14 protein-coding genes are annotated in these 15,265 nt (G+C 54.1%); 3 read left to right on the forward strand and 11 right to left on the reverse strand.

Annotation, left to right across the window (positions count from 1 at the left end; all coding sequences use genetic code 11):
- Nucleotides 1-2: 2 nt before the first annotated feature.
- Together ET464_RS11045 and ET464_RS11050 are read left to right on the forward strand one after the other, a co-directional pair.
- Nucleotides 3-1,043, forward strand: a complete 1,041-nt coding sequence (locus tag ET464_RS11045) for a sugar phosphate nucleotidyltransferase (RefSeq protein ID WP_129440845.1) — start codon at nt 3-5, stop codon at nt 1,041-1,043.
- Nucleotides 1,044-1,216: 173 nt separating this feature from the next.
- Nucleotides 1,217-1,879, forward strand: a complete 663-nt coding sequence (locus ET464_RS11050; protein WP_129440847.1) for a YqaA family protein — start codon at nt 1,217-1,219, stop codon at nt 1,877-1,879.
- A 1-nt stretch (nt 1,880) separates the two neighbouring features.
- Here ET464_RS11050 and ET464_RS11055 read toward each other — a convergent pair whose 3' ends face one another.
- From ET464_RS11055 to ET464_RS11105, 11 genes are all read right to left on the reverse strand, one after another.
- The gene (locus ET464_RS11055; protein WP_129440849.1) at nt 1,881-2,348 is read right to left on the reverse strand and encodes a GNAT family N-acetyltransferase; all 468 of its coding nucleotides are present in this window, start codon (nt 2,346-2,348) and stop codon (nt 1,881-1,883) included.
- A gap of 243 nt (nt 2,349-2,591) precedes the next feature.
- Nucleotides 2,592-4,784: an alpha-galactosidase gene (locus ET464_RS11060; protein ID WP_129440851.1), complete on the reverse strand. Its 2,193-nt coding sequence runs from the start codon at nt 4,782-4,784 to the stop codon at nt 2,592-2,594.
- 92 nt (nt 4,785-4,876) lie between these two features.
- Nucleotides 4,877-5,290 (reverse strand): substrate-binding domain-containing protein, encoded by a 414-nt coding sequence (locus ET464_RS11065; RefSeq protein WP_129440853.1) that lies wholly within the window; start codon nt 5,288-5,290, stop codon nt 4,877-4,879.
- Complete coding sequence (locus tag ET464_RS11070; RefSeq protein ID WP_129440855.1) at nt 5,278-5,925, reverse strand: LacI family DNA-binding transcriptional regulator; 648 nt, start codon at nt 5,923-5,925, stop codon at nt 5,278-5,280. Before ET464_RS11070 ends, ET464_RS11065 begins: the two co-directional genes overlap by 13 nt.
- A 222-nt stretch (nt 5,926-6,147) precedes the next feature.
- Nucleotides 6,148-7,041, reverse strand: coding sequence for an ABC transporter permease (locus ET464_RS11075; protein ID WP_165279976.1), 894 nt, complete (start codon nt 7,039-7,041; stop codon nt 6,148-6,150).
- Nucleotides 7,038-8,003 carry an ABC transporter ATP-binding protein gene (locus ET464_RS11080; RefSeq protein ID WP_129440859.1) on the reverse strand — a complete coding sequence of 322 codons (966 nt, stop codon included), beginning with the start codon at nt 8,001-8,003 and terminating at the stop codon, nt 7,038-7,040. The genes ET464_RS11075 and ET464_RS11080 overlap by 4 nt, the downstream gene beginning before the upstream one ends.
- Nucleotides 8,000-9,166 carry a hypothetical protein gene (locus tag ET464_RS11085; RefSeq protein ID WP_129440861.1) on the reverse strand — a complete coding sequence of 389 codons (1,167 nt, stop codon included), beginning with the start codon at nt 9,164-9,166 and terminating at the stop codon, nt 8,000-8,002. The genes ET464_RS11080 and ET464_RS11085 overlap by 4 nt, the downstream gene beginning before the upstream one ends.
- Before the next feature lie 13 nt (nt 9,167-9,179).
- Nucleotides 9,180-9,713: a sigma-70 family RNA polymerase sigma factor gene (locus tag ET464_RS11090; RefSeq protein WP_129440863.1), complete on the reverse strand. Its 534-nt coding sequence runs from the start codon at nt 9,711-9,713 to the stop codon at nt 9,180-9,182.
- Between the two features lie 185 nt (nt 9,714-9,898).
- Nucleotides 9,899-12,262, reverse strand: coding sequence for an EAL domain-containing protein (locus ET464_RS11095; RefSeq protein ID WP_165279977.1), 2,364 nt, complete (start codon nt 12,260-12,262; stop codon nt 9,899-9,901).
- A gap of 239 nt (nt 12,263-12,501) precedes the next feature.
- Nucleotides 12,502-13,143 carry a hypothetical protein gene (locus ET464_RS11100; protein ID WP_129440867.1) on the reverse strand — a complete coding sequence of 214 codons (642 nt, stop codon included), beginning with the start codon at nt 13,141-13,143 and terminating at the stop codon, nt 12,502-12,504.
- Nucleotides 13,144-13,248: 105 nt separating this feature from the next.
- Complete coding sequence (locus tag ET464_RS11105) at nt 13,249-14,340, reverse strand: CobW family GTP-binding protein (RefSeq protein ID WP_129440869.1); 1,092 nt, start codon at nt 14,338-14,340, stop codon at nt 13,249-13,251.
- Between the two features lie 456 nt (nt 14,341-14,796).
- Between ET464_RS11105 and ET464_RS11110 the strand changes: the two genes are divergently transcribed.
- Nucleotides 14,797-15,243, forward strand: a complete 447-nt coding sequence (locus ET464_RS11110) for a hypothetical protein (protein WP_129440871.1) — start codon at nt 14,797-14,799, stop codon at nt 15,241-15,243.
- The last annotated feature ends 22 nt before the right edge of the window (nt 15,244-15,265 follow it).

Here is a 15,265-nt window from a genome sequence, read left to right on the forward strand (position 1 = left end):
TTATGAAAGGCTTAATCTTATGTGCAGGCAAAGGGACCCGGCTTCAGCCGTTTACGTATACAAGGCCAAAATGCCTGGTCCCCATCAATGGCGAACCTATCCTGGTGTTAATTATAAAAAAAATGGCCGGCCTGGGCGTGGAGCATATCGGAATTGTCGTGAATGAAGCCACGTTTGATACAATCCGTGCCGTCATTGGCCGCGGAGAACAATGGGGCGTCACAGTCACTTATATTAGGCAGACGTCCGCTCTTGGCATTGCCGATGCCGTCAAAAGCGGCTACAGCTTCATTCAAGAGGAGCCTTTTTTGCTTATGCTGGGAGACAATCTGATCCAAGGGGATTTGCTGCCGTTTGTAAACGTCTTTCAAACGGAAGCTGCCGCAGCCACCATTCTGCTTGCGCCTGTAGCTGATCCGAGCCAATACGGCATCGCAACGATCGAAGGTGACCAAATTGTTCAGCTGGAGGAGAAACCGAAGCAGCCGGCGTCCAATCTGGCCATTGTAGGCGCGTATTTGTTCCAAGACGCAATCTGGGATGCGATTGACCAGCTGGTGCCTTCGGCAAGAGGCGAATACGAAATTACCGATGCGCTGCAAGCGATGATGAATCAAGGCGGCCGCTTGACGTACCATATTTTAACAGATCCATTTTTTGACGTCGGCACGTTCAACGGCTGGCTGGAAGCCAACCGTTATCAAATGAATGCCGCTCCGGCACCGGTAACCAGCGCAGAATGGCTGGGCCGTACCGATGTGCGGATCATTCCTCCTGTATATATTCATCCTTCAGCCAAAATCTATCAAAGCGTCATCGGTCCTTACGCATGCATCGGCTCCGGCTCCGTTATTAACCATTGCAAAATCGAAAACAGCATCATTATGGACCAGGTGAAACTATCCCATCTGCACGCCGCGGACAGCATTATCGGCGACCGTGTCTATTTGTCCGGGACCGGTGTGCAAAAAGGGGCCGGGCAATATTTTCTTGGCGATCAGTCCGTTATCGACTTGAAAAATAACGATCTCCGCACATGGTGACCGTTTCATTCATGCACGGCCTAACCGAGAGATAACCCGCCTTTCGCTGTACGAGGCGGGTTTTTTTCCGTTTTCAAATGTGTACAACTGTTCACAATTTATGAATCAGGATCCGGAAACTTCACGTATAATAGAAATAGGTCTTTTGACCAAGGAAGGTGTGGCCTGCACAAATGTTTCAAGACTTTCTCGATTTTCTCATGAAGTTTGGCCCTTGGGGGCTGTTTTTTCATGCGATGATAGACGCTATTATATTTCCGATCCCCGCTTTGTTCCTGCAAATCCCTCTCAGTCTGGTCAATCCGTCTAACGCGCTTGTGCTCGCTACGGTTGGTTATATCGGCTGCCTGATCGGCACCCCGATCGGCTATACGATTGGGTCGGTGCTCGGCAACAAAGTATTGTATAAATGGCTGAAAAAAAGCTGGGTCGATTCTGCGACCCGCATGTTCCAAAAAAACGGGGAAGCCGCCATTCTGATCGGATCGTTTACGCCGATTCCTTTTAAAGTGTTTACGATTTTATCCGGCGCGCTGAAATTTCCGCTCTGGCGGCTGATGCTGTATGCGGCTGTCGGCCGCGCGGCAAAATTTTATCTCGTGGGAACATTATTTTACTTATACGGCCGTGCGGCAGAGGATATGGTAGAACATGTATCCGTCTATCTGCTGGCGATCGGCGTGCCGCTTGTAGTACTCTTCCTGTTTATCCGCGCACGGCTCCGCAAGAAACGCCGCTCGGCGGCGGCAGCGGCTGAAGCTTCGGCAGCGGCCGAAGCTGCTGAAGCGGCCGAAGCCGCGGCGGCGGCGGAAAGCGCAGCGCCCGAACAGGCATAAGCTACAGCATCCCTTTGTATATGCCCGGCACGGAATCCGGAATTTCGATCGCACCGGCGGCTTTCTTATAGAAATCAACCGGGCCGGCACCTCCGATGATCGCGTAGCCATACCCGTCATTGCGCATCGCGCTGAGGCATGCGAGAAGCAACGCTTTGCCCGCTCCCTTGCCGCGCGCCTGCTCACTGACGCCGGTAGGGCCAAAAAAACCGCGGCATGTGGCGTCATAGCAGCCAAAGCCGATCAGTTCGCCTTTTTCGATCGCCAAATAAATACTGACCGGCACCCGGGCAAAAGCGGTTTCGCATTCATCCGCCCATCCTTCATTAAAATGCTGGCGCACCCATCGGAGAACCTTATGTTTCTCCGGAGCGATCGCCCTTCTAATTTCTATGGATTGTTCTTGCAGCGTATCCGGCAGCGCCTTGTATTCCGGCAGCTTGTACAACGGCACCAGCATATCGCTCATCGTTATTCCTCCTTGGATGTTGCACGGATTTATGAAATAACTATTTCGCCGCCGGCCGGCGATTTCCTCGAAAGGCGCGTATAAATGCGATCCAACCGAAAAAAAACGGCTTTGGCTGTTAGAGGACTGATTCCTGTCTACGAGACAGGACATGCAGTTCCGGCAGCCAAAGCCGTTTTTGGTTTCGTTAATGCCGTTTGCGCCGTGAAGGTTCCGCCTTCCGGAGCGTTCACAGCGCCAAACTCATTCCACTGCCCGGAAACGGTACACGGAACTTTGGAAATCTCCGTAAAAACCCGGAACCGGAAGCCCTGCGTACATGAGCTCATCCCCTCCGTAAATGAGGCCGTTCTGCTCCAGCTTGTAATCTCTAGCCGGGTCAAGCCCTTTCAAGCGGAACCGGTCAAGCGGCGGATTAGGCTCCTGAAGCACGGCGGCATACATCACAAACGCCTCGCTCCGGTCTTTCGCTACAAACATCCATGCTGTACTATTGCCCTCAAACGGGCTAAGCAGACGGTAAAAATCGCCGAATTGCACGAGACGGCGAATCTCCTTGTACAATGCGATCTGGCCTCTGACCGTCTCTTTCTCTTCTTCCGTAAATGCCGTCAAATCGAGCTCGTAGCCGAAGTTGCCGGACAACGCGACGTTGCCGCGCGTCTCCAGCGGCGTTATCCGGTTCACCTGGTGGTTCGGAACGGCCGATACGTGGGCGCCCATACTGCTGGCCGGGTAAACTAAACTTGTGCCGTATTGGATTTGCAGGCGTGAAATCGCATCCGTATTGTCGCTCGTCCATGTCTGCGGCATGTAATACAACATGCCGGGGTCAAACCGGCCGCCGCCGCCCGAGCAGCTTTCAAACAGCACCTCCGGGAAAGCGGAAGTCATATGCTCCAGCACATGATATAAGCCAAGCATATAGCGATGGGCCGTCTCCCGCTGGCGCTCGGCCGGCAGCAGGGCGGAACCGATTTCCGTCATATTGCGGTTCATATCCCATTTCACATACGAAATCGGCGCATTTTGCAGTATCGAGCTTACAGCATCAATGATATATGCCTGCACATCGGGCCGCGACAGATCCAGCACCAGCTGCTGGCGGGCAGCCGTCCGGCGGCGGTCCGGCACATGCAGGCACCAGTCCGGGTGGGTGCGGTACAATTCGCTGTCCGGCGACACCATCTCCGGCTCGAACCAAAGGCCAAATTTCATCCCAAGCTTGTTGACGCGGGCGGCGAGATCTTCCAGCCCGTCCGGAAGCTTATGACGGTCTACGTACCAGTCGCCAAGCGAAGTGGTATCATCGTTCCGCTCGCCGAACCACCCATCGTCCAATACAAACAGCTCGATGCCTAGCGCTTGGCCCGCCGCGGCGATTTGCTCGATTTTATCGGCATTAAAGCCAAAATACGTCGCTTCCCAGTTATTGATCAGAACCGGGCGCTCACGGTCGCGGTACACGCCTCTTGCAAGGCGTGTGCGATACAGGTCATGATAGGTACGCGACATGCCGCCAAGCCCGTCCGTCGAATAGACAAGCACCGCCTCCGGCGTTTGGAACTGTTCACCCGGTTCCAGCAGCCAGCTGAAGTCAAATGGATTGATGCCGATAAACAGGCGCGAAGCATGGAATTGATCCACCTCGACGCCGGCAATAAAGCTGCCGCTGTACACCAGGCTGACGCCATAGACGTCGCCGGCATCTTCCGTTGCCGTCTCGCCGAGCAGCGCAATAAACGGATTTTGCATATGGCTGCTTGAGCCGCGCCGGCTTTCCACCGACTGCATGCCTGGCGCCAGCTTGCGTGTATGCACGTAACGCTCGCGCGCCCAAGCGCCGGACAACTGCAGCATGCGATAACGGTCATGCGCCAGATCAAGGCTCATGCTCAGCGCACGGTTCAGACGAAGCGGCGCCGTTCCATCGTTCACCATACGCGCGGAACGGGTAATGGCGTTATTATGCTCAAACACGGTATACAACAACTTGACTGTCAAGCCGGCGGCAGCGTCTTTCAGCGTCAGCTCCAGCGTCTGCGCTTCGTCATCCGATTCGGCATAAACGGCGGGAAGCCCGTCCAAAGCCGGTTTGCCGTTTAGAATCCGGTAGGAATCATACAACAGCTCCGCTACGCTTGTTCCATCCGGCAAAGATACCTCGAATGCGGGAGAGCGGAAATCCGAGCTTCCGTAGCCCGGGAATTCTTGCGGCAGCGTATCCAGCGATATAGCCGGGCAGCTGGCATCGGTCGTCGGCGAGAAAGACGCCCGCGCCTTCAGCTCAAGCAGACGCTCCGCCGGATTGCCGCGGATTTTGCGGCCCCAATAAACATGCGCCAGGTATCCGGCCCCAATTACTTGAATGACATAACTCGTATCCTTTGCCTGCAGATGAAAACATCTCGAAACTTCGTCCGCATGAATCGGCATAAACAGCAAACCTCCTCCACCATGTTAGCCAAGTGTGGCTTCAGTTATCGCAGATCTAGCCGGCCGGGAAGGCTTCAACTGCTGTAACCGGACTATTGCCGGCCGTCGGCGCTTTTCGACGGAGCGCCGCTGCTCTCCCGGACGACCAGCACGGGATCAAGCATGACATGCATAGCGGCCTCCCGTCCTTCAAGCCGTTCGGCCAGCAGCTGCACGGCAGTCCGTCCCAGCTGCTCCGCGTATACTTTGACCGTTGTCAGAGACGGCTGGGCAAAAGCCGCCAGCTCGATATCGTCGAAGCCGGCCAGCGCCATCCCATCCGGCACCGGCACTCCTGCTTCATGCAAGGCGCGAAGCGCGCCAATAGCCATCGGATCGCTGCCGGCAAAACAAGCGGTTGGCGGATTAGCTTGCTGCAGCAAACGCTGCATTAATCGGTACCCGCCATCCGGCCCCCAATCGCCGGTCTGCAGCAGCTCCGGCTCAAACCGGCCTAACCGCTCCATATAAGCCTGGTACAAAGCCGGGCGTGTGCCGGGTGCAAACCGCCCTTGCGCTTCCTCCGCTTCTCCCCGCCGATATAAGCAATCCGCTTATGTCCAAGCTCTGTGAAATGGTCCAGCACATCCTTCACTGCGCGGGCAAAATTCAAATTAACCGTATCGCTGCTGCCGATTGGTTCCGCCCGGTCAATCAGCACCAGGCTGCCGGTCCGGTTAAATACAGCCAGCACATCTTGATCGGGTATAAAACCTACCGCAATAAGGCCGTCCAAATGATGCAGCGGCTGCTTCTCCAGTCCGCTTCCCATCCGGATTGAAGCGGCGATGGAAATGCCCAGCTCTGCGCAATGCGCTTCAATCCCTTTGCGGATCGAACGGAAATAAGGATCTCCCTCTTCCATATCAAGCGTAGCGCAGAGCAGCATGCCCACTTGCTTGCGCGACAGCTCTGTATCCCGCTTCATCCGCTTAAGCCTCGGAAGCTTATATTCAAGCTGCTCGGCCGCTGCAAATATTCGCTCCCTTGTCTCTTCAGCTATGGAGATGCCCCGGTCATTGTTTAATACGCGCGAAACCGCCGCTGGCGAAACACCGGCAAGCCGGGCAATGTCTTTAATCGTTGCGATTGTAATCACCATGTTTAGTTCATATTTTTAGTAAAATTATTCGATTTCATTGTAACAATGGAAGATTGCTCCTGCAATACCAAATTTGCATGTTTACCTGCTTGTCAGCGGCTCCCTTAAAAACGCCGAACGCTAAAAAATCCGGCATTCTCTTCCGCAAACGGCGTAAGTAGCGCCATAAGCGGCTGCGAAGCCGGATCAGCTTCGAAACCTGTTCTTCTATTCCCGACAAATTCAGAAATCTTTCCGGCGGATGACGAACAAGCCCGCAGCCAAAAAAAATAATAAATAACAAACCGAATAATAAATAAACGCGTTCGAAGGCGGGCTTACGATCGAGAAATACCCTAAAGAAGATGCAGCGTCAAACGTACCGGCAAGCTCCTTGACGGAAAGCAGCTCCGCCAGCATCCGCTGCTGCAGCGCATCGGTCGGAATGAGAAGCCGGATCAGGCCCGAGACCGTCTCCAGCGTCTTGGAAGTTTGAGCCGCCTCCTCCGTATCGAACATGCCCGACTGGATGACCCGGTCCAGCATCGTGCCAAGCCAGCCCATGCCAAACAGCATCACCATGGCAATACCGTTGCCTAACGGCGCAAGCCAGCAGGAAACAAGCATCGTCAGCGTCACCATCAGCAGCACCGGGGTTGTAAAAAACGCAAATCCCGCGCACATGGCGGACCAATCCGGCCGAAGGCCTGTCGCTTCATGAACAATGGCGATAATCGACACAAACAGCATAAGCGTGTACAGCAGCCCGTATGTTACAAACCCGAGCCATCTTCCCAAGTACCAGCGCGTACGCGGAATCGGCCTGGCCAATACGGACTGCAGCACGCCGTGCTCCGCTTCACCGCTGACAGCGGAAACCGAGCTGAAGATCGCCAGAAAGCCTGTCGCAAACGAGCCGAAAAAAAAGCCGATCCACAACAAAACTGCGCTGTTCTCAAAACCGCGCAGCAAATCGTTTATGTTCGCAAGCGTGCTTGCCGTACCTGCCGGCGCGCTGCCCGCGCTTTGCGCAATGAAATAATAAGCAATCCAAAATATGACCGTCATCAGCAAGGTCATTAAAGTGACTCTTTTGCGGATCAGTTCCTTCCATGTCAGCATCCAAACGGCAATCACCGGTTCTCCCCCCTGTGTTCCAAACCCGATACCGCCTGCAGAAACCATTCGTCGAGGCTTGATTTTACTTTGTGCGATTCGTACAGCGTTACGCCCTGCTCCATAATCAGGCGGTTGAAGTACCCGACTTGTTCGTCATCCTCCAGCTCCGCCTCCAGCCATAGCTCTCCCCAGGCCGGCGTTTCGCCTTCCTTCCAGGGTACCGTATGAACCGGGGCGGCGAATGCCTCCCGAAGCCAGTCAAGAAGTTCCGGAGCCATTCCGCCCACCCGGAAGCGCCAGCGCGACGCAGATGCCCGGAGAACATCCGATACACGGCCATCCGCCAATATGCGCCCGTTATTCAGCAGCGCGACATGATCGCACAACTGCTCCACGTCCTCCAGCAAATGCGAGTTCAGGAATATTGTTTTCCCTTCCCGGCGCAAACGCTGCAGCAGCTCGCGCACTTCGTGGCGGCCGACGGGATCGAGCGCGGAAGCCGGTTCATCGAGGAAAACGATGTCGGGGTCGGACAATAACGCGCAGGCAAGGCCAAGCCGCTGCTGCATCCCTTTCGAGTAGCCTTTAATGCGGTCGCGGCCTCTGTGCCCGATACCGACTTCATCCAGAAGCGTGTCGATGCGGCGTTTCGCATCCCTGCCGCGAAGACCGCATAGTTTGGCATGAAACCGGAGCGCTTCTTCTCCGCTCAGCCATCCGGGGTAGCGGAACAACTCCGGCAAATAGCCGATGCGGCGCCTCGCTTCCACGGATCCCGCAGGCTTCCCGAACAATAAAGCACGCCCGTCCGTCGGCGCCGTCAAGCCGACAAGCATTTTGACAATCGTACTTTTGCCTGCCCCGTTAGGGCCAAGGAAGCCAAAGGCTTCCCCGGCGGGAATACGGAGCGTGACGTCATGGCAGCCGCGCCCGTTCCCGTAATTTTTCGATAAGCTAAACGTTTCGATCGCATCGCTCATACGCCAATCAATTCCTTCACGATCGTTTCGGCGTCCTCGCGGGTTTTCACATCATACATGGACACTTGCTTAATGACACCGCGCTCCAGCCAAGTGGCGCTCCAGCCGCGCCAACTGTCATTGTTCTCGAAATAGACATCGGCGCCCTTCAATTCCGTCTTGGTCACATGTCCGCCTACTACAAGCGGCAAAGGCAGCTCGCCTTCCGATATCCGGGTGCTCTTCATCAGCACGGATTTCAGATTATCCGGCATGACCGGAAAACGGATTAAAGCTTCATATGCGTCCTTCGCATCGATGGACGGGTCCATGTCAAGCACAGGAACCGGCATGTAGCTTACGCCCACATAGTGGTTCACGTCAGCCGCTTCCGCAAACTGGTATTCGGCATAAACGCCGCTGCCGATCCGCAGTGAAATCGGCTTGCCGTCTACAGACGCGGGCAGCAGTTTCGCTGCGCCGAGTTTTTTCATGACGGTGTTAACCGCATCGACATTCAAGCGGAACGTCAGCGCTTCAGCCTGCTGTCCATGGATCCGAAGCTCGGTCTGCTCTCCTAACGGCGTTTCCAGCTTCTCCGGCACACGGATGCCGTATTGCTCGTAAGCTTGTGCGGCCGTTAATTCCGGATAAGCTTCTCCGCTGACCGTACGCTCGAATTCACCGTATTTGTTCACAGATTCCGCGGATTCATCCGATCCGAAAAAACTTTGGAGTACGGTGTTAAAGTCGTCTTCCTGCACGACCGCCACCTGATTCATTTTGAATTTGCCCAAAATGGATGCCAGTGCATCGTTTGTGGACGGGATTGCGATCACCGCGCAAATGAGTACGGCAGCCGCGGCAACGCCGGTTTTTACGCCGTATTTATTCAGCCAGCGGCGGCTTGCTGAAGCAGATCTTATCGTTTTAAGCTGCTCCGCGCTTGCGAAAGCCGCTTTATGCGGTTCGTAAAGCTCTCCTTGCAGCTGAGCTGCTCCGGCAGCAAGCAGTTCCGTATCCTGTGCGGTAATCCCTTGGCGGCTCCACTCCGCCCAAACCGGAGAAGCTTCCTCGCTATTCAGTTTGAGCTGCAGTTTTGCCCATGCTTCACTTGTTCCCTTTTCGGCAGACGGCAAGCCTGTCTGCTCCCGCTCCGTCCAATCATCCGGTTGATTTGCCATATGCTTCCCCTCCTTATTCATGCGACCATTGGCTTTCGTTCTTATAAGCTTGTTTCCTTAACCGCTCGCCTGCCCGTTTCAGCAGCATCCCTACCTGGGGCTGCTGAACCTGCAGCTCCTGCGCGATTTCGGAGTAACTGTACCCGGAATAACGGAGCAGCAGCATCTCCCTGTCCCTCTCCGGCAGCGAGCTCAGCCAGCTGTGTACCTGCTGCTCTTCGTCCTGCTTGATAGCAGCATGCTCGCCGGACTGGGAAGACTGCGGCTCCGTCATCAGTTGCCGCTCCTGCTTCTGCACAAGCTGGCGCTCGCGGTTTTTTCCATCCAGATAGTCATAGGCGCTTCTTGTAAGCACCCGGTGCAGCCATGCCCCAACGGCTTCCGGCCGCGACGGCGGGTATTTGTACAGCTTCAGGAATACCTCCTGTGCCAAATCCTCGGCTGCTGCTTCGTCGCGCAGCAGCGCTGCCAGCTTCCGAAGGACGGACGGATAATACTTGTGGAATATATCTTTAAACAAATCCGGCGCCGGATCGTAATTGTCCATGTCCTTTGCCTCCCTTATAATCATTGCCGTAACGCTTGCCCCGGGCTTAACGTTGACATCTATAAGACGGGGCACAGCCGTATTTTGTAACACATTCCGTTCAAATTATGAGCAAGCAGCGCGGAAAAATCCAAAATAAAAACCTTTCTCTATGGGAGAAAGGTTTGGCAGAGAAAGGTTTGCTGTTATGCGATTTGCTGTTTGTAAAGCTCCTCGAACCGGTCGGGCGGAACAGGCGGGCTATACAGGTAGCCTTGCACGGAGTCGCATTGATGGCTTTTGATAATGGCTAACTCCTCCGCCGTTTCCACCCCTTCGGTTACGACTTCCATATTTAAATTATGGGCGATGACGATTAATGATTTAAATATCATCTGCTTCCGGTAATCGTTCACAATATCATGAATAAACGTTTTATCGAGCTTCAAATATTGGATTGGAATGCTTTGCAAATAACTGAGCGAAGAATACCCCGTCCCGAAATCGTCAAGCGAAAGCCGGACCCCAAGCAGCCTTAGCGCATGCAATATGCGAAGTGTATCGCCCGGATTGTCCATAAAAATACTTTCCGTCAGCTCCAGCTCGATACGCCGGGGATCAACTCCCTCCTCGGAAATGATTTGTTCGATCGTATGGACAAGATGCTTCTGCTGGAACTGGATCATCGACAAATTAACGCTGACTGTCAAATCGTGAAGGCCCTGCCCGTCCCACTGCTTCAGCTGTTTGCAAGCCGCGCGCAGCACCCATTCGCCCAGCGGGATTATAAACCCGGTCTTCTCCGCCAGCGGAATAAAATCAAGCGGAGATACGATGCCGAACTCCGGATGTTTCCAGCGGATAAGCGCTTCGGCTCCGTATATTTTGCCCGATTGAATATTGACCTTCGGCTGGTAGTACAGCAGGAACTGCCCGTTCTCGAGCGCAGGCAGCAGGCCGGCTTCCAGTGCGGTTTCCTTGTAAGGCATTTCATTCATGGAAGGCGAATACAGCCGGCTGGTGTTGCGGTGTTTTTTGGCCATATACATCGCAACATCGGCTTCTTTCAGCAGCCTCTCGCCCATCTCCGCAGTAAGAGCCGGCTGCATGCTCATTCCGATGCTGGCCGTCACATAAAACATCCGGTCCTGCAGCTTGATCGGCCGCGCAATTTCGAGCAGCAAATCTTCCGCCATCCGGTTGATTTGATGCAAATGCCCGATATTTTCAATCAGCACCACAAATTCATCGCTTCCGAAACGGAACACTTTGCCTTTGTCGTTCATGGTCTGGACAATACGGCGGGCAACCCGCTTCAGCAATAAATCGCCCATCGTATAATCCATCTTGTCATTAACATATTTGAACCGGTCCAGATCAATGTAAAGCAAAGCAGCGGGACGCGCAGCTCCCGGGCTCGCGGCCTGGCTTTCAACATACCGGTTATAGCCGTAACGGTTCGGCAGGGAGGTAAGCAGATCATGGGTGGCCTGATGGCGTACCAGATCTTCTGCTTCTTTGCGGTAATCTACCATTCGGTTAAAGTGGACGGCCAGTACTTCAAACTCGTCTTTCGTCCGGATGTCGAGTTTATGATGGCCGCCCCCTTTAGCTAAAGCCGAAGAGACATGTACCACCTTCATAATATTTTGAACAACTACTTTTTTAATAAGCAAAACCATAAGCGCCGTTAAAGCAGCCAAAGCTGCGATTGCCAGCACAACCGTCGTCCGCAAGCTGGCGTAAAAATCGTTCAGCGTGCTCGACTTGGAAACATGCAATTCAAACTGCCATCGGTTTGATCCGATCTCAAGCGGATAGAAATAATGGAAGTAACGGCCGCTGTCCCTTACCGGCTTCAGCTGTTCATTCGTGCCGTTTAACGCATAGACGGCACTGCCGGATGTGATCGCCGCATAGCTGCCAGGAGCACTTTTCCCCTGCGGGTAGTGCAGCTGCAGCTCCGTGCCGATGACGCCGGCCGCCTGTCCGTCTCTGCCCTTCCTGACCGGCATCAGCACGGATAGAGACGGCGTATCGACACCGCCTTGCTTGACTTCATAAGGACCCAGCACGACAGGTTCGCCGGATGGCTGCTGCTGCAGAAGGCTGAATCCTTCGCTTGCATTGCTGCGGCGTTCCTCCTCTTGTCCGGCATCTCCACCGTCCCCATCCTTTTGCAGATATATATAGTAGGGCTCCGGCTGCTGATCCATCAAACCGGGCTGCCACATTGTAAATACATTGTGGATGCTTGCGCTTGAAGCCAGCAGTCCGGCCAAGCTATCCGACAGTTGCTGCTTGCTTTCCGGCCGGCTGCCGCTGCCTAACAGGGCATTGGAAGAACCGTACGCGTCCAGCACTGTTTCCAGCAAGGTGATTTTCGATTTCAGCGCACCCATATAAGCCAATGATTCGTGATCGGCAATCAGCTGCCCTTCACGAATTGCCATATGGTATTGCTTGGTCAGCTGCAAAGCCGTAAGCCCGATGAAGGAACAGGTCATTAATAGTGCCAGCGCAAAAACCAGCTTTTGTGCAATCGTCAATCTCATGTTCAAAAAGTTCAATAGAAGTCCCTCATCATTAAAATATATATTTTTCGACTTTTTCTGCCAAAATTTGATATTGCCTTTAGTATACTTGACCAGTTGAAATAGATTCAATCAATATTTTTACAAATCATAGAAGCCATCTATCCAATTAAACAGGAAAGAGCCTCTCAGCTCCTTCACGCCATGGCATTCTGTTGCAGCAACAGAATGCCATGGCGGTACAAGCTGCGAGGCTCTTTATGATGAAATTGCGTTTATTTTTTTTCCTTGCCTTTATCTTTACCGCCTTTATCCTTGCCTTTTGGCTCTGGAGTAGGCGCAGGCGTTGGCGCTGCCGTAGGCGCAGGCTTTTCCGTCTCAATTGGCGCAACTGTTGGCGCTGGAGTCGGGGCAGGCGTTGGCGTTGGCGCAGGTGTCGGCTCAACAGCGCTTTCCGCCTGTGTACGCTTTTCTCCTTTTTCCGCTTGCTCTTTATGAAGCTTGCGGAGCTCATCGCGCAGCTGCTCGGCCGTTTTGCCTTCCGTTTCGATACCATGCATCGAAGCGATGCGGCGCAGCGTCTCCAGCCGTTTTGCTTTATGTTCAGCGACAAACGCATCCCATTTGGCCTTATCTTTTTCGCGTGCAACTTCAAGCTCCTGCTTCAGCTGGTCGGCGTTTTTGCCATCGGTTTGAATGCCGAAATATTGCGCCATTTCGCGGAGCCGCTCAAGCCGGTGTGCTTCGCGCTGCTCTTGCGTCAGCTGTTTATTCCCTTCGCCATGCCAGTTCCTTTGTTCACCAGGGGCTTGCTCCGGGTTGCCTGGATGCGAACCTTGCGCATATGCGCCTGGGACCGCGGCGGAAGTGAGCAGCATAGCCGTCAGGCCCGCTGTCATCAACCATTTTTTGTTCATCTCATTGCCACACCTTTCCATTCCACCTTGATAAGAGGACAGGACATGCCCTTCACTGGATTATTTTACCCACCCATCAAACGGAATAGACATGGTCCGGCAACTTCATTCTGATGCGGCTGTTGCGGATTCAAGCAATGCCAGTTCGTCCAGCAGCTTGTTTTTGTCAAAATGCTCGCCGATAAATACCGCTACATCCGCCACATTGCCCTGCGGCGTGATGCGCAAATAATCGGATTCCCGGTACGCATATTGGAATAAAAACCGGCTGGCGGTATCCGTAAACGTCAAGATTCCTTTCGCTCTATATACATTATCCGGCAGCCGCTGCAGGAGCGCCTCGAACGCTTCGCTGTCGACCGGGCCGCTCATATAGTGGGTCAGCACCATAACATGCTCATGGGAATGATGCACATGCCCCTGCTTATGGCTATGCTCTTCTGCCGTATGCTCCCCGGCCGCTTCATGATGACCGCCGTCATGCGGATGCAGGCAATCCGGCCCGCAAACATGTTCCTGTACAGGAACATCCTGCAGCGCTGCGCCGCTCCCTATGCCACCGGTCACAGAGCGCTCGCCTGCAAGCCAGCTCCAGTCCCCGATCATGGAACGGACGGCTGGCGTGACAGGCGCATGCGCATTCAGCTCATGCAGCAGCTGCTGCGCCTCTACAAGCTCCTCCGGCCCCAGCTTGTCTGTTTTGTTCAGCAGCAGCTTCGTCGCGCAGCGGATTTGTTCCTTCATCAGCTTGTACGTCTGGCTGCGGCTCTCCCGGCTGCGCCGCAGCAGTTCGGGACCGTCAACGACCGTGAGCACGGTGCGCAAATCAATGGGCGTATACATCGCGGCTTCCGTTACGCCGTCCATCATTTCCAGCGGATGCGCGGCTCCCGTCGATTCGATCAAGATGACATCAGGCTGATGCTCCTGCACGAGATTATAGATTTGCATGCCCAGATCCGCCCGGATCGTGCAGCAAATGCAGCCGCCCAGCATTTCGGCCATCGGCACGCCGGCATCTACCATCTCCCCGTCCAAATTCACTTCGCCCAGCTCATTCATAATAACAGCGGCCTTCAGCCCTTCCTCCCGGCATCGGGCAATGATCCGCGTAAGCAGCGTTGTTTTACCGCTTCCAAGGAAACCGGCCAGCAGATGGACCGGAACCAGCTTGGACAGCGCGTCTTTCTGTTCCATTTCATATCCTCCATTACGCTTTGCCAATCCATCGACATGATGCAGATCAGCTTGTTTCTTCCCTTCATTATAACGTGAAATTGCCGGCATTGCCTTATCGTCACGATTGAATCGTCGAAGCTTGGAGCATAGTAAAAAGGAAAATGCATAAATTTGAGGTGACCCTATGAACGTAATGAAAGGCGTGTTAGCCCAGATGCTGGCCGTCAGTATGCTCGTGTCCGCATTATGGCTTGTCTCAGCCTGCGGAAATAAACATGCGGAGCCAAACAACGGGCCGGCAGCATCTTCCGGTGCTGCGGCGGGAGCGGATGCCGGCGGAGGCACTGACTCCGGAGCAACAGGGTCCATACCCCGGCAGAGGCGGAAGAGGGCAGCAATGCCGGAGGCGCGCCCGGCACGGGCAAACAAGGAGCCATTCCCGGCATCTCCGCCTCTGATGCGGCAGTTAATATTATGTTTGCGATCCGGAGGCAGGACTTTGGCAATCTCGGCGCTTACATCGACCCGAAAAAAAACGTATTGCTATATCCCCATATTCAAATCGACAAGAAAAAAGCAGTTACGTTTCAAGCCGGCAAACTGCCCGATCTGACCGACGCCAAAACGTATACTTGGGGCTCATCGCCGGACGGGAAAACAGTGAAAGCCACCTTCGGCGACTACTATTCGCATTATATCTATGATCAGGATTATGCCGCTGCCGGCCAAATCGGCAGAAATGAGCTGATTCAGCCGGATCAAGGCAAATCGAACATTGCTACAGTGTTTCCGGGCGCTTCTTATTTTGACTACTATATAAAAGATGCCAAAACGGGCGCTTGGAGCAGCCTGATTCTGGTGCTGGAGCAAACAGGCGATACCTGGTATTTAACCGGCATTTTGCACGACGAAGGAAAGTGATCCGGAACCATATTTTCGTACA

The sequence above is a fragment of the Paenibacillus protaetiae genome, assembly GCF_004135365.1.
In the GTDB taxonomy this organism is placed as follows: Bacteria; Bacillota; Bacilli; order Paenibacillales; family Paenibacillaceae; genus Paenibacillus_AP; species Paenibacillus_AP protaetiae.